The 21,481-nt window shown below is 61.2% G+C and carries 20 protein-coding genes; 13 read left to right on the plus strand and 7 right to left on the minus strand.

The genetic code is table 11. The features are described from left to right. Window positions 1–330 precede the first annotated feature (330 nt). The 11 genes from FHX08_RS00385 to FHX08_RS00435 all read left to right on the plus strand — a co-directional run bounded on the left by FHX08_RS00385 (window position 331) and on the right by FHX08_RS00435 (window position 13,788). Window positions 331–1,326, plus strand: a complete 996-nt coding sequence (locus tag FHX08_RS00385; RefSeq protein ID WP_132653310.1) for an aldo/keto reductase — start codon at window positions 331–333, stop codon at window positions 1,324–1,326. A gap of 32 nt (window positions 1,327–1,358) precedes the next feature. Further along, window positions 1,359–1,868: a formaldehyde-activating enzyme gene (fae, locus tag FHX08_RS00390; RefSeq protein ID WP_132653311.1), complete on the plus strand. Its 510-nt coding sequence runs from the start codon at window positions 1,359–1,361 to the stop codon at window positions 1,866–1,868. Between the two features lies 1 nt (window position 1,869). Then, complete coding sequence (locus tag FHX08_RS00395) at window positions 1,870–3,315, plus strand: NAD-dependent succinate-semialdehyde dehydrogenase (RefSeq protein ID WP_132653312.1); 1,446 nt, start codon at window positions 1,870–1,872, stop codon at window positions 3,313–3,315. Beyond that, on the plus strand, window positions 3,315–4,310 hold the full coding sequence (locus tag FHX08_RS00400) for a LysR family transcriptional regulator (protein ID WP_184326762.1): 996 nt from the start codon (window positions 3,315–3,317) through the stop codon (window positions 4,308–4,310). Before FHX08_RS00395 ends, FHX08_RS00400 begins: the two co-directional genes overlap by 1 nt. A 35-nt stretch (window positions 4,311–4,345) precedes the next feature. Beyond that, a complete protein-coding gene (locus FHX08_RS00405) occupies window positions 4,346–5,971 on the plus strand; it encodes an ABC transporter substrate-binding protein (RefSeq protein ID WP_132653314.1) in 1,626 nt (541 codons plus the stop codon). A gap of 53 nt (window positions 5,972–6,024) precedes the next feature. Further along, window positions 6,025–6,984 carry an ABC transporter permease gene (locus FHX08_RS00410; protein ID WP_207896872.1) on the plus strand — a complete coding sequence of 320 codons (960 nt, stop codon included), beginning with the start codon at window positions 6,025–6,027 and terminating at the stop codon, window positions 6,982–6,984. A gap of 7 nt (window positions 6,985–6,991) precedes the next feature. After that, window positions 6,992–7,837, plus strand: coding sequence for an ABC transporter permease (locus FHX08_RS00415; RefSeq protein ID WP_132653315.1), 846 nt, complete (start codon window positions 6,992–6,994; stop codon window positions 7,835–7,837). Continuing rightward, a complete protein-coding gene (locus tag FHX08_RS00420; RefSeq protein ID WP_132653316.1) occupies window positions 7,834–9,423 on the plus strand; it encodes an ABC transporter ATP-binding protein in 1,590 nt (529 codons plus the stop codon). The genes FHX08_RS00415 and FHX08_RS00420 overlap by 4 nt, the downstream gene beginning before the upstream one ends. Window positions 9,424–9,518: 95 nt before the next feature. Continuing rightward, window positions 9,519–10,937: an aldehyde dehydrogenase gene (gene aldA, locus FHX08_RS00425; RefSeq protein WP_184326763.1), complete on the plus strand. Its 1,419-nt coding sequence runs from the start codon at window positions 9,519–9,521 to the stop codon at window positions 10,935–10,937. A gap of 11 nt (window positions 10,938–10,948) precedes the next feature. Further along, entirely contained in the window at window positions 10,949–12,166 is a 1,218-nt protein-coding gene (locus tag FHX08_RS00430) for a mandelate racemase/muconate lactonizing enzyme family protein (protein WP_132653318.1), read from the plus strand. 8 nt (window positions 12,167–12,174) lie between these two features. Beyond that, window positions 12,175–13,788, plus strand: coding sequence for a GMC family oxidoreductase (locus tag FHX08_RS00435; RefSeq protein ID WP_132653319.1), 1,614 nt, complete (start codon window positions 12,175–12,177; stop codon window positions 13,786–13,788). A gap of 10 nt (window positions 13,789–13,798) precedes the next feature. On the opposite strand, the gene FHX08_RS00440 is transcribed toward FHX08_RS00435, so the two are convergent. Together FHX08_RS00440 and FHX08_RS00445 are read right to left on the minus strand one after the other, a co-directional pair. Beyond that, window positions 13,799–14,275: a cupin domain-containing protein gene (locus tag FHX08_RS00440; RefSeq protein ID WP_132653320.1), complete on the minus strand. Its 477-nt coding sequence runs from the start codon at window positions 14,273–14,275 to the stop codon at window positions 13,799–13,801. Between the two features lie 72 nt (window positions 14,276–14,347). Next, complete coding sequence (locus FHX08_RS00445; RefSeq protein ID WP_184326764.1) at window positions 14,348–15,706, minus strand: M24 family metallopeptidase; 1,359 nt, start codon at window positions 15,704–15,706, stop codon at window positions 14,348–14,350. A gap of 148 nt (window positions 15,707–15,854) precedes the next feature. Between FHX08_RS00445 and FHX08_RS00450 the strand changes: the two genes are divergently transcribed. Beyond that, on the plus strand, window positions 15,855–16,856 hold the full coding sequence (locus FHX08_RS00450) for a LacI family DNA-binding transcriptional regulator (RefSeq protein ID WP_132653322.1): 1,002 nt from the start codon (window positions 15,855–15,857) through the stop codon (window positions 16,854–16,856). Window positions 16,857–16,895: 39 nt separating this feature from the next. On the opposite strand, the gene FHX08_RS00455 is transcribed toward FHX08_RS00450, so the two are convergent. Genes FHX08_RS00455 through FHX08_RS00475 form a run of 5 tightly spaced genes read right to left on the minus strand, consistent with a single transcriptional unit; the run spans window position 16,896 to window position 20,713 of the window. Further along, window positions 16,896–17,687 (minus strand): transporter substrate-binding domain-containing protein, encoded by a 792-nt coding sequence (locus FHX08_RS00455; RefSeq protein ID WP_132653323.1) that lies wholly within the window; start codon window positions 17,685–17,687, stop codon window positions 16,896–16,898. A gap of 21 nt (window positions 17,688–17,708) precedes the next feature. Then, on the minus strand, window positions 17,709–18,626 hold the full coding sequence (locus tag FHX08_RS00460; RefSeq protein ID WP_132653324.1) for a N(4)-(beta-N-acetylglucosaminyl)-L-asparaginase: 918 nt from the start codon (window positions 18,624–18,626) through the stop codon (window positions 17,709–17,711). Window positions 18,627–18,634: 8 nt separating this feature from the next. Then, entirely contained in the window at window positions 18,635–19,369 is a 735-nt protein-coding gene (locus FHX08_RS00465) for an amino acid ABC transporter ATP-binding protein (protein ID WP_184326765.1), read from the minus strand. 1 nt (window position 19,370) lies between these two features. Next, window positions 19,371–20,042, minus strand: a complete 672-nt coding sequence (locus tag FHX08_RS00470; protein WP_132653326.1) for an amino acid ABC transporter permease — start codon at window positions 20,040–20,042, stop codon at window positions 19,371–19,373. Beyond that, window positions 20,042–20,713 (minus strand): amino acid ABC transporter permease, encoded by a 672-nt coding sequence (locus FHX08_RS00475; protein ID WP_132653327.1) that lies wholly within the window; start codon window positions 20,711–20,713, stop codon window positions 20,042–20,044. Before FHX08_RS00475 ends, FHX08_RS00470 begins: the two co-directional genes overlap by 1 nt. Before the next feature lie 231 nt (window positions 20,714–20,944). On the opposite strand from FHX08_RS00475, the gene FHX08_RS00480 reads away from it, so the two are divergent. Next, window positions 20,945–21,475, plus strand: a complete 531-nt coding sequence (locus tag FHX08_RS00480; RefSeq protein WP_132653328.1) for a hypothetical protein — start codon at window positions 20,945–20,947, stop codon at window positions 21,473–21,475. Window positions 21,476–21,481: the final 6 nt, after the last annotated feature.

Raw genomic sequence — 21,481 nt, forward strand, 5'->3', positions numbered from 1 at the left:
TGGGAGGATCCGCGGGGCTTTGGCGGAGGGGAACGCCTGCCCTGAAGGTGGCAGGGGCGGTGCCACCAGCTGAAACCTTGAATGGTCAGGTCGGTTCCAGCTGAGGAGAAGATAGATCCAGGCTTGCTCAGGCAAAACTATACTTAGGTTTCGGTTCGGCCATACAAAGCGGCAGGTCGGTTTCCTGGACGAATGGCTGCGAAACTCGTCTGTGCGGAGGAAGGTACGCCATATCTCATTTTGAGATAGCCGCATCGAATAAACCTATTTGTCACAATAGTGTCGCCACGGCATAGTCCTAACAGGGAGAAACACTTTTAGGACATTGCTGTGGAATATGTGCGCTTTGGCCAGACCGGCCTGAAGGTTTCGTCGCTTTGCCTCGGTACCATGGGTATCGGCTCATCCAAGTGGAAGGGTTGGGTGCTCGATGAGGAGAAGTCGGTGCCGATCCTCAAAAAGGCGCTCGACGTCGGCATCAATTTCTTCGACATGGCAGACTGGTATTCAACCGGCGTCAACGAGCAGGTCGTCGCCCGCACGTTGCTGTCGCTGACGGATCGTGAAAAGCTGGTGCTCGCCACCAAGGCCTTCTATCCGATGAGCGACGATCCCAACGACAAGGGCCTGTCGCGCAAGCATCTGATGGCCTCAATCGACAGGTCGCTGAAGCAGATGGGCACCGACTATGTCGACCTCTACATCATCCACGCCTTCGATCCGGAAACGCCCGTCGAAGAGACGATGAGCGCGCTGCATGAGATCGTGAAGTCGGGCAAGGCACGCTACATCGGCGCTTCCACCATGTATTCCTGGCAGTTCGCCAAGATGAACCATGTCGCCGACAAAAACGGCTGGACGCGGTTCGTCAACATGCAGTGCCAGTATTCGCTGCTCTATCGCGAGGAAGAGCGCGAAATGATGCCTTACTGCCAGGAAGAGGGTATTGCAGTGACGACCTTCTCGCCGCTCGCCCGCGGTTATCTCGCCGGCGGCGGTTCGGCGCCGCGTATCGCACACGACCTCTATCTCGATTGGTTCGGCGACGAGATCGACCAGGAAATTGCCAAGCGCGTCAACGAAGTCGCCGCCAAGCGTGGCAAGACGGCAAGCCAGATCGCCCAGGCCTGGGTCATCGGTTCCGGCAACAGCACGGTTCCGATCGTTGGCACGGAAAGCCCCGAGCATGTCGTTGCCGCAGTCGAGGCTGCGGCGATCGAGTTGACGGCAGAAGAGCGCGCGTTCCTTGAGGACCCCTACCGCCCGCGCGACATGATCAACGACTATAACCCGGTTCGTCGTCCGCGTGCCCTTTCGAAGGCATAATGGGTCGACCCGCATCGTTACTGGAGAATTTAATGCTTTATATCGGTGAAGGCTTCGAGGGTTCCGGCCCGAATGCTGCTCATATCAACCTCTATCTCGGCCCGAAGAACGGCCCGATTTCCGGCGCGCTTGCCGGTGCGGCCGCAAGCCCCGGTCCCGGCCATCTGCCGTTCCAGGCGGTCCTGAAGCCGAATCTGCCGGCCAAGCCCGTGACGCTGTTCATCGCCAAGGCGGTGATGGAATCCGGCTCGTCGCATGAGCTGATGACCTGGGGTCCAGCACAAGCTGGTGTTGCTGCCGGCATTACGGCAGCCCTGCTTGACGGCTCGCTGCCGGCCGCGGCCGAGGATGACTGGGTCGCGATTGCCGCCGTCTGGGTCAATCCGTCGGCAAATGATGCCGAAGAGGTGTATCATAATAACAAGGCTGCGACGCATCTTGCAGCCAAACGCGCGCTGATGAAAGGTTGGCCCTCACGTGCCGAGCTTGCCGAAGGCGTAGCAACGGTCGGCAATCCATTCTTCACGCCTAAGGTCGCCTGACATGAAACTCATCGAAGATAATGCGCTGATCGGCGGAGGCTGGGGAAGTGCGGCTGACAGCAAGCGCTTCACCGTGCTGAACCCCGCGGACGGCAGCGAGCTTGCGACCGTGCCGGATTGCGGCGCGGCGGAAGCTCAGCGGGCGGTCGATGCCGCCGCTAAAGCCTTCAAGACCTGGCGCAAGACGCTCGCCTCGGAGCGCTCTGCGGTGTTGCGCCGCTGGGCCGAGCTAATGATTGCCAATCAGGAAGATCTGGCGCGGCTGTTGACGGCCGAGCAGGGTAAGCCACTTGCTGAAGCGCGTGGCGAAGTCGCCTATGCAGCGGGCTTTCTGACCTGGTTTGCCGAAGAAGGCCGCCGTTCGCATGGTGGCGTCGTGCCGTCTCACAAGGCCGACGCGCGTATCGTCGTAATGAAAGAGCCGGTTGGGGTCGTCGCGGCAGTGACACCGTGGAACTTCCCGCTGGCGATGATTACCCGAAAGGTTGGCCCGGCGTTGGCTGCCGGCTGCACCATCATCATCAAACCGGCCGAGGACACACCGCTTTCGGCGCTGGCGCTTGCCCGTCTCGGTGAGCAGGCCGGTGTTCCCGCTGGTGTCGTCAGCGTTGTGACGACGAAGTCGCCCGCCGATGTCGTCGGCGTCTGGATGAAAAGCCCTGTCGTACGCAAGTTCTCGTTCACGGGATCGACGGCGACCGGCAAGCTGCTGATGCGCCAGAGCGCCGATACGGTAAAGCGGATCAGCCTCGAACTGGGCGGCAATGCGCCGCTGATCGTCTTCGACGACGCCGATATCGATCAGGCCGTTCGCGGTACCATCGCCTCCAAATTCCGCAATACTGGACAGACCTGCGTCTGCGCTAACCGCATCCTTGTCGAGGATGGCATCTATGACCGCTATGCCGAGGCGCTTGCCAAAGCTGTCGCGGCGATGAAGGTTGCGCCTGGCGTGGAGGATGGCGCGGCGCAGGGACCGCTTATCAATGCACCGGCGCTGACCAAGGTCGAGCGGCATGTGACCGATGCTGTCGAAAAGGGTGCCAGGGTTTTGACCGGCGGCAAGCCGCACGAGCGCGGCGGCCTGTTCTACGAGCCGACGGTATTGACTGGCATGACGACCGATATGGCGCTTGCGACCGAAGAGACCTTCGGCCCGGTTGCCGGCCTTTTCCGCTTCAAGGGCGAGGAAGAGGCGATCGCGCTTGCCAATGACACGGAAACCGGCCTTTCCGCTTACTTCTTCACGCAAAATCTCGGCCGCGCCTGGCGTGTGGCCGAGGCGCTGGAAGCGGGTATGGTCGGCATCAACGAGGGCGTGATCTCGACGGAAGTGGCACCCTTCGGCGGCGTCAAGCAATCCGGCCTCGGCCGCGAAGGAGCCAGCGAAGGGCTCGATGAATACCTAGAGAGCAAATACGTCCTGTTCGGCGGGCTTGCGGGATAATGACGGAGGATCGCTCCCCCCAGACGAAGAAGGAGCCGGCAGTCGATCGCCGCCGGCTGCCGCTGAATGCGCTACGGGCCTTCGAGGCGGTGGCGCATCATGGCAGCTTCACGGCGGCAGCTGCCGCGCTCAACATTTCGCAGAGCGCGCTTTCGCGGCATGTCATCGGTCTGGAAGAGAGTATCGGGCGCAAGCTTTTCGAACGTGCGCACAAGGCTACGACGCTGACGGATGCCGGGCGCTCGCTCGTTGCGGGCATCGGCAAGGGCTTCGATCGTATCGAACAGGCGATGCGCGAGGTCTGTGCGCCGGATGAACAGCGCCAGCGAAAGCTGCGCATCAACCTCCCGCCGAGCTTTGCCATGAAGCTCACCGTACCGCTGCTGACCGATTTCCGGCGCAGCTTTCCGGATGTGCTGCTGGAGGTTTCGACGCCCTATGGGGTGCCGGATAGCGAATTCGATGTGGCGGTCGTCTATACGCGACCGGCCGTCGATGAATGGGTCACCGACCTGCTCTGGGAGGAGCGGCCGACGATCCTTTGCCATCCCGATCTGGTCGGGGGAGGGGTTTCGGATATCGCGGCCTTTATCGCCGCAAACGAGATCATCCACATCAAGATCGTCGATATGGAGCCCTATCTCACCTGGCAGCGGTTCCTTGTTCAGAACGGTCTTGGCGGGGTTTCGGTGGCGCGCGGCGTGACCTTCGACAGCGCCAGTCTTGGGGTTCAATACGCATTGTCGGGGCAGGGCCTGGTACTGGCAGATCCGGCGCTGTTTCGGGAGGAAATAGAAAGCGGCCGCTTGGTTGCGCCGGTCACCGCACACTATTACGAAGGCTTCGGGTATTACCTGAAGACCGATGCGGAAGGGCTGGTGGATCCTCTTATTGCAGGGTTTCGATCCTGGATCATCAGCCGCTTCAGCAATCGCATGGTGAACGAAGGGGAAAAGCCCGCCCTGCGCATCGTGTCTGGCACAGAGGGTGCCTGAAACGAATTCACTGCCATTCAAGGAGGAGGCAGATTATGACTGAATTGAAGACCAATAGCGGCAATCCGCTGCATCCCTCGGTGCCCGAACTGTGCGAACAGGTCCGCGCCGGCAAGATCGACCGCCGCGGCTTCCTGCGTGCCGTCGCCTGGCTCGGTGTGACGGCGGCCTCCGCCAGCGCCTTCCTTGGTGAGAGCAAGCCTACCCTGGCTCAGGAGACACCCACGGATGGCGGTACGCTGCGTTTCGGTTGCCAGATCCAGGAACTGACCGATCCGATGATGACGAGCTGGATCGAGGCTTCGAACCTCTATCGCAACAGCCTCGAATTCCTGACCTATGTCGATGCCGATAATGTCACGCATCCCTATCTGGCCAAGAGCTGGACGCCGTCTGCCGATCTGAAGACTTGGGATTTCGAACTCGACGAGCGCGCCAAATGGTCGAATGGCGATGCCTTCACGCCTGAAGACGTGATCTTCAACATCCAGCGCTGGATCGCTCCGGACTCCCAGTCTTCCAACAAGACCGCTTTCTCGGCCGTCGAGAAGGTGGAGAAGACTGGCGACCATACCGTCCGCATCACGCTGTCGCGCGCCGTTTCCTCGCTGCCGGAACAGCTCTATTCCTACACCTGCCCGATGCTGCACCGCGATTTCGTCAAGGGCGGCGCCAACTGGCCGGCCAATCCCATCGGCACCGGTCCATTCAAGCTGGAGAGCTATGAAGTCGGCCGTCAGGCCGTCTTTTCCAAGCGCGCCGATTATTGGGGCAAGCCAGCGCATCTCGATGGCATCCAGTACATCGACCTCGGCACCGATATCACCACCCATCTCGCTGCGCTTTCGAGCGGCCAGATCGATATCATCTACCGCGCGACGATCGCCGAATACGATCTCATGAAGTCGCTGCCGAATATCCAGATTCTGACCGGCAAAGCGGCCCATACGTTGGTCATGCGTATGCAGTCCGACCAGAAGCCGTTCGACGACATTCGCATCCGCAAGGCCGTGCAACTTGCCGCCGACAACAAGCAGATGCTCGAGGTCGCCTATCGCGGCGAGGGTGAAGTCGGCGCCAACTATCACGTTTCCCCGGTTCAGCCCGATTACTACGCGCTGCCGGCCGTGCCCCGCGATGTCGAGAAGGCCAAGGCGCTGCTTGCCGAAGCCGGCCACAAGGATGGCCTCGATCTGGAATTGACGCTCGGCAACACACAGGGCACCTGGGAACAAGATACCGCGCAGGTACTGCAGCAGAATTTGGCCGAAGCCGGCATCCGGCTGAAGCTCAATGTGCTGCCGGCCTCACAATACTGGCCGATCTGGGACAAGGTTCCTTTCGGCCTTACCTACTGGGCGCACCGCCCACTCGGCTCCATGACGCTCGATCTCGCCTACCGCTCCGGCGGCGCCTGGAACGAGAGCCATTTTGCCAGCAAGGACTTCGACGCCGCGCTCGACAAGGCGATGGCTGTCGTCGATCCGGCCAAGCGCCCTGAAGCCATGAAGGATGTTCAGCAGATCCTGCAGGATTCCGCCGTCATCGTTCAGCCCTACTGGCCGAACCGCTTCAGCGCCGCAGCCACCACCGTCCGCGGCTTCCAGCTCCATCCGGCGGATTATTTCCGCATGGACGGCGTCTGGCTCGCCAAGGCTTGATCTTCGGCAGGGGCCGCCGAAAAGGCGGCCCCGACCCGGCAAAGAGGTGGTTCGTGGCCGTTTTTCTTTTCATTCTTCGTAAACTGGCAAGCGCACTCGCGGTGATGTTCACCGTGTCGCTGCTTGTCTATCTGGCGCTGGAGGTCAATGTCGGCGACGTCGCCGTCAAGGTCCTTGGCCAGTTCTCGACGCCCGCTCAGCGCGCCCAGTGGCTGACCGCCAACGGCTACGACGATCCTTTCATTCTCCGCTATGGCCGCTGGCTCTGGTCCTTCGTGACCGGTGACTGGGGCATGTCCACCTACTATCGTGCACCGGTTGCGCAACTGGTTCCGGACCGGCTTGCGGCCTCCGGTATCCTTGCCGGTGGTGCACTGCTCATCATCGTCCCCGTCGGCCTCTTTGCGGGCATCGTTGCCGGTATGCGGCCCGGATCGCTGCTTGATCGCGTCGTCTCCTTCATCGCGATTATCACAACCTCGATCCCGGATTTCGCCTCCGCCGTCTTCTTCTCGGCCGTCTTCGTTTTCTGGCTGCACTGGCTGCCCGGCGCCAGCACGATGCTAACTGGCTTTACGCTGCAGCAGATCATCCTGCCGGTGATGGTGCTCGGTTTCTATTCCACCGGCTATCTGGCGCGTGTTACCCGCGCCTCGATGCTCGAAGTCATGGGCACGCATTATATCCGCACCGCGCGGCTGAAGGGTGCGAGCACCGCGCGCATTGTCTGGCGCCATGCGTTGCGCAATGCGCTGATCACCCCCGTCACAGTTATCATGCTGCAGCTTCCATGGCTCTTGTCCGGCGTCATCGTCGTGGAGGTTTTCTATGCCTATAAGGGCTTCGGCACGCTTCTCTACGACGCTGCGCTCAACAGCGATATCCGTCTCGTCGAGGCCTGCGCGATGGTGAGCGTCGTGGTCGTCGTCGCAACGCAGATCCTTTCCGATCTTGCCTATGGCTGGCTCAATCCGCGCGTCTCGCTGCTCGATGCAGCCAAGGGACGGAAGTGAGGGCGCCATGCGGAAAGCTGTAATACCCTATTTTTCCAATCCGGTCGTCCTGATCGGCGGTTTCCTGACGATCGGGTGGCTGCTGGTGGCGATTTTCGCACCTATCCTTGCACCCTATGATCCGATCCGCACCCTGCTGCCGCTCGCAAAGCCCGGCACAGTAGCCCCCTCGGGTGATGTATTCTGGCTTGGCACAGACAAGCTCGGCCGCGATATCCTCTCACGCCTCATCTACGGCGCGCGCACGGTCGTGGTGTTCTCCACACTTGCGACGATGACGGCCTATGTGGTCGGCGTGGTGCTCGGGCTTATTGCCGGCTACTGGCGCGGTTGGGGCGATGCGCTGCTGTCCTACATCGCCAATGTAGTGCTCTCCTTTCCGGTGCTGGTGCTCTATATCGTCATCATCGTCGTAGTCGGCTCATCGCCCTTCAACATCGTGCTTGCCGTCACCTTCGGCAGCGCGCCGGCGATCTTCCGTATCGTGCGTGGCATTACCATCGATGTCGCCAGCCGCGACTATGTAGCGGCGGCGGTGACGCAGGGCGAAAGCACCTGGCGCATCATGCTCTTCGATATTCTGCCCAATGCCAGCGGGCCGCTTGCAGTCGACTTCTGCCTGCGCCTTGGCTACACGGCCATCACCATCGGCACGCTCGGCTTTCTCGGCCTCGGCCTGCCGCCACCAACGCCGGATTGGGGCACAATGGTGAATGAGGGCCGCGCCATGGCGATCGCCTTCCCGCATCTCGTGATTTTTCCATGCCTTGCGATCTCGTCGCTGATGCTGGGCTTGAGCCTGCTGGCGGACGGATTGCGGGAAGTCTCGGAAGCGCAAGGGAGGCGCGCATGAGCAGCAACGAAAGCCAGCCGATCCTTCGGGTCGAAAATCTGAGCGTCGCGCTGCCGAAGGGCGCCGATCGGCCCTTCGCCGTGAAGGGCGCGAGCTTCGATCTGAAGCCGCGGGAGATCCTCTGCATCGTGGGCGAGTCCGGTTCGGGCAAGTCGGTGCTATCGAGCGCACTCATGGGCGCCGTGGCCGAGGGGCTGAAGGTTACCGGCGGCAAGGTCGTGCTCGGCGATACCGACCTCGTCCGCCTCTCCGAGCGGGCGTTCCGCGCTATCAGAGGCAGTGATATCGCGATGATCTTTCAGGAGCCGATCGCTTCGCTCAATCCGGCGATGACGGTTTCGGCGCAGATCGAGGAAGTCTTCGAGCTGCATTCGGATTTTGATGCCGCCGAGCGCAGGAGGCGCGCCCGTGCGCTGCTCGAATCCATGCATCTGCCGAACCCCGATCGCATCCTGCAAGCCTATCCGCATGAGCTTTCCGGCGGTCAGTGCCAGCGTGTCGTCATCGCCATGGCGCTTGCGATGAACCCACGCGTGCTGATCGCCGACGAGCCGACGACGGCGCTCGACGTGACGACGCAGGCGCAGGTGCTGAAGCTGGTGCGTGAACTGCGCGACGTACATGGTCACGGCATCGTCTTCATCACCCATGATTTCGGCGTGGTGGCCGATATTGCCGATCGCGTGGCGGTCATGCGCCATGGCGAGATCGTTGAGATCGGCGAGGCGAAGCAGGTGCTGACGGCGCCGAACCATCCCTATACGAAGGAGCTGATCGCCGCCGTTCCAAGCCTGACGCCGCATGGCCGTCCGGCGGCGCAGAGCGGCGAGGAGCCGGTGCTTGCAGTGCACGATCTCCAGCATTCCTACGGCAATGTGCAGGTCTTGAAGCATGTGGAACTCAGCCTGTTGCCGGGTCGTGTGGTTTCCATCGTCGGCGAATCCGGTTGTGGCAAGTCGACTCTTGCCAAGGCGATGATCCGGCTGATCGAGCCGAAGAGCGGTCGGGTGGAAGTCGCGGGTGCTGATCTTCTCGGCCTTTCGCCGGCGCCGTTGCGGGCGCGCCGCCGGTCGATCCAGATGATTTTCCAGGATCCGTTCGGTTCGCTCAATCCACGCCGCCGCGTCGGGCCGATGATTGCTCGCTCCGCCCGGCTTGCCGGTATCGAGGCTGGCGAAGCGCGCCGCCGTGCAGAAGAGCTGCTCGATCTCGTCGGCCTGCAGAAGAGCGCCTATTGGCGCAAGCCGTCGGCTTTCTCCGGCGGGCAGCGTCAGCGCATCGGCATTGCCCGCGCGCTTGCCATGCGGCCGGATGTGCTGATCGCGGATGAGAGCGTTTCGGCGCTCGACGTGTCGGTACAGGCGCAGGTTCTGAAACTGCTTCGCGAACTGCAGGAGAAGCTGCAGCTCGCCATCGTCTTTATTACCCACGACCTGCGCGTCGCTGCCCAGATCAGCGACGAGATCGTGGTGATGCAGAAGGGTGAAATCGTCGAGCGCGGCAGTGCGGCCCAGGTGCTGCAGGCGCCGACGCATCCCTATACGAGAACACTTCTCGACGCGGCGCCGGGCCGCAGCACGTTCTAGCCGCCGCTTCCGGGCGACGGCACCTGTTTCGTTTCAACGCATGGCCGGCAGAGGCCGGCATGCGCGTGGTTTGCTATTGCACTGAGGATACCGTCATGACGGAATATCGCAATTTCATCGCCGGAGAATTCCGGTCTTCTGGCACGCTGGTGCCGGTGCTCAATCCTGCAACGGAAACCCAATTCGCCAAGGTACCGTCGGCAACGACCGAAGAAGCCGCCGAGGCCGTCGAAGCGGCAGCGAAGGCGCAGAAGGAATGGCGGGCGCTGCCAGCCATTGCCCGTGGCGAGGCCCTGCGCAAGTTCGCTGCGGTTATCGAGCAGCGGGCGGAAAAGATCGGTGCAGCGCTGGCACTGGAATCCGGTAAGAGCCTTGCCGATGCGACGGGCGAGGCGATCTATGGCGCCGATCTGATGCGCTATCATGCCGAATGGGCGCGCCGCATCGAGGGCGAAATCATCCCGAGCGACAATACCAATGAGACGCTGCTTCTGAAGCGTGAGGCAATCGGCGTCATCGCCTGCCTGATTCCCTTCAACTTTCCGATCTACACGCTTGTGCGCAAGATCGCGCCGGCACTGATCGCCGGTAATGCCGTGGTTGTGCGTCCCAGCAATTCGACGCCCACTTCTGCTTTCGAGATCGCCGAAGCCGTGGTCGAGGCGGGTCTGCCCGCCGGGCTGGTCAACATCCTCACCATGTCGCATGAGGTTGCGGCGGCACTCTGCACCCATCCGAAGATCGGGATGATCACCCTGACCGGCAGTCTGCAGGCTGGCCGCGTCGTACTCGACTATTGCAAGGCGAACATTGCCAAGCCCTCGTTGGAGCTCGGTGGCAAAACACCCGTCATCATCGAGCCGGACGCCGATCTCGATGCCGTTGCCGCGCAGCTCGTCGCCGCCAAGACCAATCATTGCGGCCAGCTCTGCACCGCACCGGAGCGTGTCTATGTGCATCGTTCCATCCATGACGCGCTGCTTGCCAAGCTGAAGGCTGGCTTTGCCGCACGCACCTTCGGCGACCGATCAGTGGATGCGTCCCGCGTCGGGCCGCTCGCTACCAAGTCCGCGCAGACCAATGTGCACAAGGCCGTCCTGAAGGCCGTGGAGCAGGGTGCGCGCATCGAAGCCGGGGGCATCCTGCCTGAAGGGCCTGGCTTCTTCTATCCGCCGACGCTGCTTTCCAATTGCCGTCAGGAGATGGAAATCATCACCGAAGAGATTTTCGGGCCAGTTCTGCCTGTCGTTGCCTACGAAACGACGGAGGAGGCGCTGGCGCTCGCCAACGATCACCAGTTCGGTCTGAGTTCAGTGCTTTTCACCAACAATCACCGCACGATCATGCGCTTTTCCGACGTAATCGAGGCTGGCGAATTCTACGTCAACCGTTTCCCGGCCGATCCCTATCAGGGCTATCACGCCGGTTGGAAGCGCTCCGGCCTCGGCGGCGACGATGGCAAACATGGCATGCTCGAATTCACCCAGACGCGCCTCGTCATACTCAAGCATTGAGGATCACAACCATGCAGATCGCATCGCTTTCCACCCATGTCGTCGCCGTTCCGCCACCGCATATCGGCGGCATGTACTGGATCTTCGTGCGGCTGACGACGGCCGACGGTATCGAGGGCGTCGGGGAGATCTATTCGACCGCCTTTCATCCGCAGGCGCTCGTGCCGCTGATCGAGGATGTTTTCCAGCGCTATCTGCTCGGCCATGATCCGCATGATATTGAGCGCTTCTGGCGGCTTGCCTATTCGAGCGGGTTCACCCAGCGCCCGGACCCAACGATGATGGGCATCGTCTCGGGCCTGGAGATCGCCTGCTGGGATATTATCGGCAAGGCGGCCGGCAAGCCGGTGCACAAGCTGATCGGCGGGCGCGTGCACGAGAAGCTGCGCGCCTATACCTATCTCTATCCGAAGAACGCCGCCGGCGAATATGACTATAACGATCCGGATCTTGCCGCCGAATGCGCGGTGAAGATGGTCGAGATGGGCTTTACCGCCGTCAAGTTCGACCCGGCCGGCCCCTATACGGCTTATTCCGGCCATCAGGTTTCACTCGGTGTCATGGACCGCTGCGAGGAATTCTGCGCCAAGATTCGCAAAGCTGTCGGAAGCAGTGCCGATCTGCTGTTTGGCACGCATGGTCAGATGGTGCCGTCATCAGCGATCCGGCTGGCGCAGCGGCTCGAGAAATATGATCCGCTCTGGTTCGAGGAGCCGGTGCCGCCCGACCAGGAAGAGGCGATGGCGGAAGTCGCCCGCAAGACCTCGATCCCGATTTCGACCGGCGAGAGACTGACGACGAAATACGAATTCCAACGCGTGCTGGAAACCGGTGCAGCCTCGATTCTGCAGATGAACGTCGCGCGCGCCGGCGGCATTCTGGAATCCAAGAAGATCGCCGGCATGGCAGAGGCTCATTATGCGCAGATCGCGCCCCATCTCTACAATGGTCCTATCGGCGCTGCGGCCAGCATTCAGTTGGCCGCTTCCTCACCGAATTTCCTGATTCACGAGGCAATCGTCGATTTCTCGGGCTTCTATGCCGAAATCCTCAAGACGCCGCTGCGTTTCGAAGATGGCTACCTGATCCCGTCAGACGAACCGGGACTGGGCGTGGAGCTCAATCTCGATGTCGTGGTCAAACACTCGCCTTACGCGGGGCAGCGATTGCATCTGCAAATGGATGACAAGCCCGCCGATGTGAAGGCTTTCGCGCCGGCCCGCGGCTGAGAACGAAGATGACAACATACGACTATATCATCGTCGGCGCCGGTTCGGCCGGCTGCATTCTGGCCGCGCGCCTCAGCGAGAGCGGCAGGCACAACGTGCTGCTGATCGAAGCCGGCGGCAATGACAATTCGCCGTGGTTTCGCATCCCGGTGGGCTATGCGCGCTCCTACTACGATCCAAAGGTCAACTGGATGTACTGGAGCGAACCGGAGGTCGCACTCAACGGCCGGCGGATCTATGCGCCGCGCGGCAAGGTTCAGGGCGGTTCGGGTTCCATCAATGCGATGATCTTCGTGCGCGGCGCGGCTGACGATTTCGACGACTGGAAGGCGGCCGGGAATCTCGGCTGGGGCTATGAAGACGTACTGCCCTTCTTCCGCAAGCTGGAGACCCATGCGGGCGGCGAGAGTAAGTATCATGGCGGCGCCGGGCCGATCCACGTCACACCGATGCGTGGCCAGTCGCATGCGATCACCGACCGCTTTCTGGAGGCCTGCGCCGAGTTGCAGCTGCCGCTGAATGGGGATTTCAACGGCGAGAGCATCGAAGGCGCCGGCATATACGACATCAATACGAGGAACGGTGTGCGCTCTTCTTCGTCGCTCGCCTATCTGCGCCCGGCACTTGGGCGCCCCAATCTGGCGATCCTGCGCCATAGCCGTGTGCGCCGCGTTCTCGTTGATGCGGAAGCCCGCGCAACCGGTGTCGAGGTGATCGGACCGGGCGGCATCACCAGCTATTCGGCGCGGAATGAAGTGATCCTCTCGGCCGGTGCGGTCGATACGCCGAAGCTGTTGCAGCTTTCGGGTATCGGCGACGGTGCGCATCTGCAATCCCTCGGGATTCCGCTCATCCGGCATCTGCCGGCGGTCGGCAAAAACCTGCAGGATCATCTTTGCGCCAGCTTCTATTATCGTTCCACCGTACCGACGCTGAATGACGAACTCGGCACGATCTTCGGGCAGGCGCGGCAGGCCTTGCGTTATATCCTGACACGACGGGGGCCGCTGGCGCTTAGTGTCAACCAGGCAGGTGCCTTCCTGCGTGGGAGCCCGGAGGAAAAGCGGCCGAATATCCAGCTCTATTTCAACCCGCTTTCCTATCGCATCCCGACGGATCCGAAGGCAGGGCTGAAGCCGGAGCCCTATTCGGGCTTCCTGCTGGCCTTCAATTCCTGCCGGCCGACAAGCCGCGGTTCGATCAACATCGTCTCTCCCGAACTTACGGATGCGCCACAGATCCGGCCGAACTACCTCGGCACCGTCCATGACGAGGAAGAGGTGATCCAGGGCAGCAGGCTTGTGCGGCGGATCATGGAAGCGCCGGCGCTCCGGGCCATTACCAAAATGGAGATGCCGCCTTCGGCAGAGGCTCGGACCGACGAGGAATTGCTGACTTATTTCCGGGGCAATTCCGGTTCGATCTATCATCTTTGCGGATCGGCTGCGATGGGGCCGGATGAGACGACATCCGTCGTCGATGCTTCCCTGAAGGTGCACGGCATCAGCGGGCTCAGGATCGTCGATGCCTCGGTCTTCCCCAACATCACGGCAGGCAATATCAATGCGCCGACGATGATGGTGGCCGAGAAGGGCGCGGCGATGATCCTCGCCGCAGCCTGAAAACCTACGCTTAATGCCGGTGAATCGGGTCGATCCACGGCACGTTTTCTGGCTTCTCGGCCGGTTCAATATCGAGATTCACGACGACAGGTTCCTGGCCTGAGCGCACGAGCACGCATTCCAGCGTCTCATCGCGGCTGGCATTGATTTCCTGATGCGGCACGAAGGGCGGCACATAGATGAAGTCGCCGGGGCCGGCTTCGGCAGTGAATTCGAGCTTTTCGCCCCAGCGCATGCGGGCCTTGCCCTTCACCACATAGATGATGCTTTCGAGATCGCCGTGATGATGAGCGCCGGTCTTGGCATTGGCATGGATCGTCACCGTGCCGGCCCAGATCTTCTCGGCGCCCGCGCGTGCATTGTTGATCGCGGTCGCGCGGTTCATGCCCGGCGTCTGGGCCGTATTTGGATCGAGCGCATTGCCGGGGATGACTTTGACGCCGTGTTCGCGCCAGTCGATGTGCTTGTGGTCGTGATCGTCGCCCATGCCGCTTCTCCTGCTTTGAGGGCAATCTAAGCAAGGCGAGACCGGCGGCCAAGGGCTGCCGGTCCGTTATCATCATTCGCGAATCAGCACATGGTTTGCTCTCAGCCAGAATGGCGGCAGATAGAGTGGCGCATCCGAAAGCGGCAGGATGCTGTCTTTCAGAGCAACGCCGAGCTTGTTCGCCATAAAGGCGCGGCGGGCGATGACGCGGGCATGCATTTCCGGATAGCGAGTGCGGATGGCATCGCGTAGATCGGCATCGGCAAAGGCAATCGTATCCTCGCAGTTCAGCGCCCAGCCGGCGGGCATCGGCACCGGAATGACATCCACCTGGAAGGGCATGCCGGAGCGCAGGCGTTCGGTCGAGCCCGGGCGGGTAGGCGAATGCAGCCATTCCTCATGGCTGCCGAGATGGCCGGGGTTGAGGGCCGAATTCAGGCCGGCGGATTTCAGTTTCTCGGTGACCGCGGTGAAGAGATCGCCTCCGGTCGTGCCAATATCGGCCGTCTCGTACCATGTGATCAAAGCTTCGAAATAGGCCTTGGCGGGTTTGAGGAAGACCTCGTCATGATCGGTCAGCAGGCCGGCGCGAGAGGAGAGGGCACCCCAGTAACCGAGTGCTGTCGTGACGCCGTCGCCCTTCTTCATCCTTCGCGCCGTCGGGCTGCGCAGGCCAACGATGCTTTCGCCCTTACTGACGGAGGCGAACATGGTGTGGACATTCAGTGGATCGCCTTCGTAGCCGAGCCGGCCGAGCGCTTCGAATTCACTGTCGCCTTCGCGAACGCCTGAGACGACGCGCCAGAGCGCGCGCGAGCAGCGGACGGAGGCCCATTCGAAGGCGGCGAGTTGATCGACATCGACGACCGAGCGCAATCCGTTTTCCGGATGCATCAGGACAGACGTTGCATCAGTGACGCTACCGGCGAGGCGCCGCAGGACGGAGACGATGAAATCCGGCACGAAGAAGCAGTTTGCGTGGTCTTCGTCCTCTTCCGCCGACAGATATTTCCAGCCAACGAGGCCGATGCTGTCGCCTTTACCGACGCCGGCATCCCTGAGACGGTCGGCAAGGCGTGGGTTCTGCGTTCTGTCTTGACCCATCAGACTGAAGGTCTGGGCGCGCAGCACCTCTATGCTTGGCAGGCGGGCAAGCACCGTATAGCTCTCGGATTCATTGCCGGTAATGATCACCCGCTTTCCCTTGGGACCCAGCAACAGCAAGGCTTCCTCGAAGCGCGGCTCGAAGCCGGAGAGGAACATGATGTTGCCGAAGTGCTCGCGGTCGGCGTAGACGACGAGCCAGTCGGTTCCGGCGGCCTTCAGCGCGGCATCGGCGCGGGCGTCATAGGTTCGTGCTGGGGTCTGTGGTTGTTCGGCGGCGATTGGTCCGAAATCGGGCAGGGCTACGGGTGAGAGGGTGATTGCCATGCGGTTCCTCCATTCAAACTGGCATCGAGTCGAAAAGTGGCGTTGGCACCGGTTTCAGTGCCAGGAAAGTGGATGATTGCAAGTTTCCGATAGCGAAGATGCGCTTCTCTGCGCTATCACGCCATGACAGGTTGGGAAGTGCTCGAATATGACACAGAACAATGGCCGCGATGCCGCTCCGACAATTGCCGATGTTGCACGGCTGGCCGGGGTGTCGCGCGCGGTTGCCAGCCGGGCGCTGTCCAACGAGCCGCGGCCAGTTTCTGCCGACAAGCGCGAACGCGTAGTCGAGGCGGCCGCCCAGCTTGGCTACAAGCCGAATCTCCTGGCGCAGAGCCTGACGACCAAGACAGTCAACCTCGTCGCCGTCGTGGTCAACCATATCCATGATCTCTCCGACCTCGACCTTTTCGACAGGCTGCTGGATCAGATCCAGTCGATCGGCAAGCAGGTCATCATGATCCGCATCGGTTCGGTCGCCCGCGTCGAGGAATTCCTGCGCAATGGTGTCGCCTATCATGTCGATGCGGCGCTGGTCTTTTCCGATTTTGCGGATGCACCCACGGTCCGGCGCATGTTCCGCTCTGATCTCGTCGTCATGCTGAACGGTCTTCATGACGATCTCTCGCCCGTCGTCATTCCCGATGAAGACAGCGGCATCGCCGAGGCCGTGGCCGATGCGGCGGCAAAGGGCGTGAAGCGGGCGGGGCTTGTCACCGGACGTTCGTCCTCGCCGATGGAGCAGGCGCGCATCGCCTCCTACAAGCGGGCCTTCGCGAAGAACGGCATAGAACTGGTGCGCACGGTGCAAGGCGACTATTCCTATGAGAGCGGCCATGCGGCCGCGGCAGTACTGACGGGTGCGGATTGCCCGGATGCGATCTTCTGCACGTCGGATGCGATGGCCATGGGCATTCTCGATGTCTGCCGGGCCGATTTTCCCGGCAACCGGCCAACGCGCTTCCGGCTCTACGGCTTCGACAATCTGTCGCTCACCGATTTCGATGCGTATCCGATCTCCTCGATCGGCTACGACAAGGGCGCCTATGTGGAGCAGATGGTGGATTTCATCGCCAATCCCAGCGATTTCCGGTCCGGCCAACCGCCGGTCATCGTGCCGACGACCTTTTTTCCCCGCCTGACCTCCTGATAACAAACAGGCCGCCCTGAGGCGGCCTGTCAGATCACCTTACCACTGCGGATTCAGAGCCGGCGGGTTGGCTTCGGCACCCCACCACTTCTTGTAATTGGCTTCGTAGGCGCCCGACTGGATGTAGTCGGAGACGAACATGTCGAGCCAGCGAACGAATTCCGGATCGCCCTTGGCAACGGCAATGCCGATCGGGTCGTTCGAATAGAGGCCAGCCAGGGTGACCAGCGTCGGGTTCTTGGTGGCTAGGTAGTCGAGCAGCGAGGAATCCTCGATCGCGGCATCGACGCGTTTCTGCTGAAGCTGCAAGACGCCATCGGGGGCAAACTGGTCGACATAGACGAGCTGTGCATTTGGAACGGACGACTTCAGGAAGGTTTCACCCGTTGTGCCGCGGCCGACGACGACCTTCTTGCCTGCGAGATCCTTCAATTCCTTGATGCCGGCGTCTTTCTGGACGATGACGCGCAGGCCGGCGCGGTTATAGGGGATCGAGAAGTTGACGACCTTGGCGCGCTCGAGCGTGGCCGAGGTATTGGCGATCGCCACGTCGATCTGGCCGGAGACGAGCATGGAGATGCGGGCGTCACCCGAGACGTCGGTGAACTCGACCGGTACGCCGAGTTTTTCAGCCAGACGGTTGGCAACATCGACATCATAACCGACCGGATTGTTCTGCGCGTCGCGGAAACCGATCGGCTCACCGCCGAGCGATACACCGATGCGTACGACGCCGCGCGAGCGGATGTCGTCGATCATGCCGGCAAAGGATGGAAGCGCAGAGCCGGCAACGACGGCCAGCGCGGCAATGGCTGTGAGAATGCGTTTCATGGTTCCATTTCCCTCTCTTGATTATGCCTGTTTCGCTGCCCGGAGTTCCGGTTCGGGCATCGAGTCCTCCCAGAGCCAGTAGCGGATCTCGCCCTCGCATCTGAAATTCACGACCTCGTGGTTCCCCTTGGCATCGACGGCATGGATGACCACGCCAGCCAGGAAACCGGAGGATAGTTCCCTGAGCTCCTCGACAGCCAGCTTGACGGCGTCGGAGAGCGAATAGCCGAATTTGAGCGCCAGGACGACGGTGCGTGCGGTCGAACAGCGCATGGTCATCTCGCCGGTATGGGTGCAGGCGGCCGCGCCATAACGGCTATCGGCATAGAAGCCGGCCCCAGGAATGGGGCTGTCACCGAGGCGGCCCGGATATTTCCACGCCCAGCCCGACGTCGATGTTGCTGCGTGAATGCCGCGCGTCCGGTCAGCGGAGAGGAAGACTGTGGTATCACGCACGCGCTCGGGGTCGGTGATGGCGCGGCTCAGCGGCGCCAGCGGAATATCGGGAAATTTCGCCAGTTCTTCCGGCGACAGTTCCTTTTCCAGCCTTTCCCACCACACGCGCTTGCTGTCTTCGAAAAGCACGTCATCTTCGGAGAACCCGATTTCACTGGCGAAGCGTCGGGCTCCGTCGCCGGTCAGCATCACATGCGGCAGCCGCTTCATCACTTCATGGGCGAGACGGGCGACCGGCAGGGTGTTCGGAACGGCGCCGACGGTGCCGACATCACGGGTATTGCCATCCATGACGGCAGCGTCGAGCTCCATGTTGCCTAGCATATTCGGCCAGCCGCCGTAACCGACGCTGCGCACCTGGACTTCGCTTTCCACCTTGCTGATGCCGGCGACCATGGCGTCGAGGCTGATGGCGCCCTCGCGGAGCATCTGCACCGTCGTCGGGAAACCGGGCCAGGCTTCTTTATTGGCCAAGAGCAGCATGAATACCTCTAATCTTTACGCATTTTGGACAGGAACTGGGCGATACGCGGGTTAGCCATGCCGCCTTCGGCGGCGAAGAAATCCGCAGTCGGTAGATCGACGAGCAGCTTGCCCTTGTCGAGGAACACGATGCGGTTGGAAATCTGCCGCGCGAATTCGATCTCGTGGGTGACGAAGAGCATGGTGGTGCCCTCGGCCGCAAGCTTGGCGAGGATCGCCAGCACTTCGGCCGCCATCTCCGGATCGAGCGCGCTGGTCACTTCATCGAGCAGCAGATAGCGCGGCTGCATGGCGAGCGCGCGGCAGATGCCGACGCGCTGGCGCTGGCCGCCGGAAAGCTGGGCGGGATAGGCATCCGCACGGTCACCAAGGCCTACGGATTTCAGCAGCGCGCGGGCCGTGGTTTCGGCTTCGGCGCGCGGTTTCTTCAGCACCTCGATCGGCGCCAGTGTGATGTTTCCGAGCACCGTCATATGTGGGTAGAGATTGAAGAGCTGGAAGACGGTGGCCGAGCGTTTGCGGGCTTCGGCCAGTTCTTTCGGCTTGCCAACGTCAAAATCATCGACGGTGATGTGGCCGCCGTTCAACTTCTCCAAGCCGTTGATGCAGCGGATCAGCGTCGATTTGCCGGAGCCGGAGGAGCCGAGAATGGAGACGACCTCGCCGGGATTGATGGTGAGGTTGACGCCGTCGAGAACGGTAACCGGACCGAAGGCCTTTTTGACATTTTCTACTTTGAGCATATCAGAGCCCTCTCCAGGCGGCATGCGCTCTGAGGCGGTTTTCGAAGCGGGCGCCGAGCCATGCGAGCAGCTTGGCGCAGACGTAATAGAGCAGGCCGACTACCGTCCAGACGATGAAGGGTTTTAGCGTACGCAGGTTTAAGATGTTGCCGATCTTGGTGAGATCGACGACGCCAATGACCGAGATCAGCGAGGTCACCTGCAGCTGGTTGACGAGCAGTGCCGTCATCGGGCCGATGGCGAAGGCCATGGCCTGCGGCGCCACGACATGGCGCAGCACCTGCCAGCGGGTGAGGCCGAAGACACGGGCTGCCTCGATCTGGTCGCGGCCGATGGATTCGATTGCCGAGACCGCGATGACATAGACGAAGGCTGCCGTATTGGCCGAGAGCGTGATGGTCGCGGCCGTCGTCGGCGTGATGCGGATATGGAAGAGGCCGGGCAGGCCGAAGAAGACGAGGAAGAGCTGCACCAGCACGGGCGAGTTCTTCAGGAGTTCGGCAAAGAAGGTGATGATCGAGGTCAGTACCGGTACGCGGTAGAAGCGGCAGATTGCCCATGATGTGCCGATCAAGAGGCCGATCAGCGACGTCGAGAAAAACAGGCCGAGGCTGACGCCGAGACCCTGCAGCAGCAACCAGATATCGAAAGGCGTGAAATCGGAAAAGCGCATCAGGCAACGGCCTCCATCATGTCGCGATTCAGGCGGCGATGGAGGAAGGCGATGCCGAGCGAGACGAGATAGGTCAGAAGAGCATAGACGACGAGCAGCACGACATAGACCTCAAAGGGCCGGTAGGTCTGCGAAACGACGATCTGCGCCGAGCCGGTCAGCTCGTTGAGCGTGATGGTCGAAAGGATCGACGATGTGAGAATCATGTTGATCAGCACGGAGCCAAGCGGACGAACCGAGGTTCTGAGCGCGATCGGCAGCACGATCTTGGTGAAGGTCACCCTGCGCGACAGGCCGCTCACTTCGGCGGCTTCGATGATGCCCGGATCGATCGCTAGAATGCCGGCACGGATCACGTCGGACGCATAGGCGCCGCCGGCAATCGATAATGCCACGACACCCGTCGTGAAGGCATCGATATAGATGCCAATCTCGGGCAGGCCGTAATAGAAGAAGAACAGCTGCACGATGAAGGGGACGTTGCGGAAGATATCGACGTAGACGAAGGAAATCCTGCGCAGAAGGGCAGATGAAGAGGTACGGGCAATGGCGACGAAGGCGCCCATGACGACGCTTCCGATCAATGCCAGCACGCAGGCTTCCGCCGTCAGCAGAGCGCCTTGACCAAGAAAGCCCAGATGGGGCAAGAGGATCGAAAGGTCGAACCGCACGATCACTCCCTATGTACGATTGAAACCGGTTTCATCGTGTCGTTTGTGCGCGCTGATGTCAAGAATGTCGAATACGAAATGCTGATATATCTGTGGGGAAAAGTTCGTTTGTGCGGTGTCCCGGCAGGCGGAATATTTTTCGTCAAAAGGCTGAAAAGCTGGATGAATATGGACTGCACAATATCTTGCCACCTCGCTAGCCTCCTATCGCACAAAGAAAGAGCAACCCGCATGAGCCAGCTTCCGCAGATCGATTACGATACCGCTTCCGAAGAGATTCGGGTTGCGCACGATGAGGAAATGCGTGTTCGTGGCCGCATGACCAATATGAAACGGACATTGCTGCATTCGCCGGCAGCGCACCGTATCTACGCCGAATGGTTCACATTGCGGGCTGAACTCAACCCCGCCGTTAACGATCGCGAGATCTGGATCTTCTCGCATTCGATCTCCAAGGCGTTGAAGTCCGATATCGCCATCACCTTCTTCCGCCGGGCGCTCATCAATAGCGGCTTTAACCCAGATGCCCTGGAACTGAGCGAGACCGAATCTCTGCTTAAACGTTTCGGCACAGCCATCGTCGTCGATTCCAATGCCATTCCTGCCGATCTCTGGCCCGAATTGAAGGCGCGCTACGACACCAAGGTGCTCGTCGATCTCGTCGCCTTTGCGGGCATCATGATTGCCACTGCCGTTTTCAATAATGTCATCGAGGTCGATTTCGATCCCGAGCTTGAGGCTTTTGCCGAAGGCGCTAACTGAAGTTTC

This window comes from Rhizobium sp. BK529 (genome assembly GCF_014194105.1).
Lineage (GTDB): Bacteria > Pseudomonadota > Alphaproteobacteria > Rhizobiales > Rhizobiaceae > Rhizobium.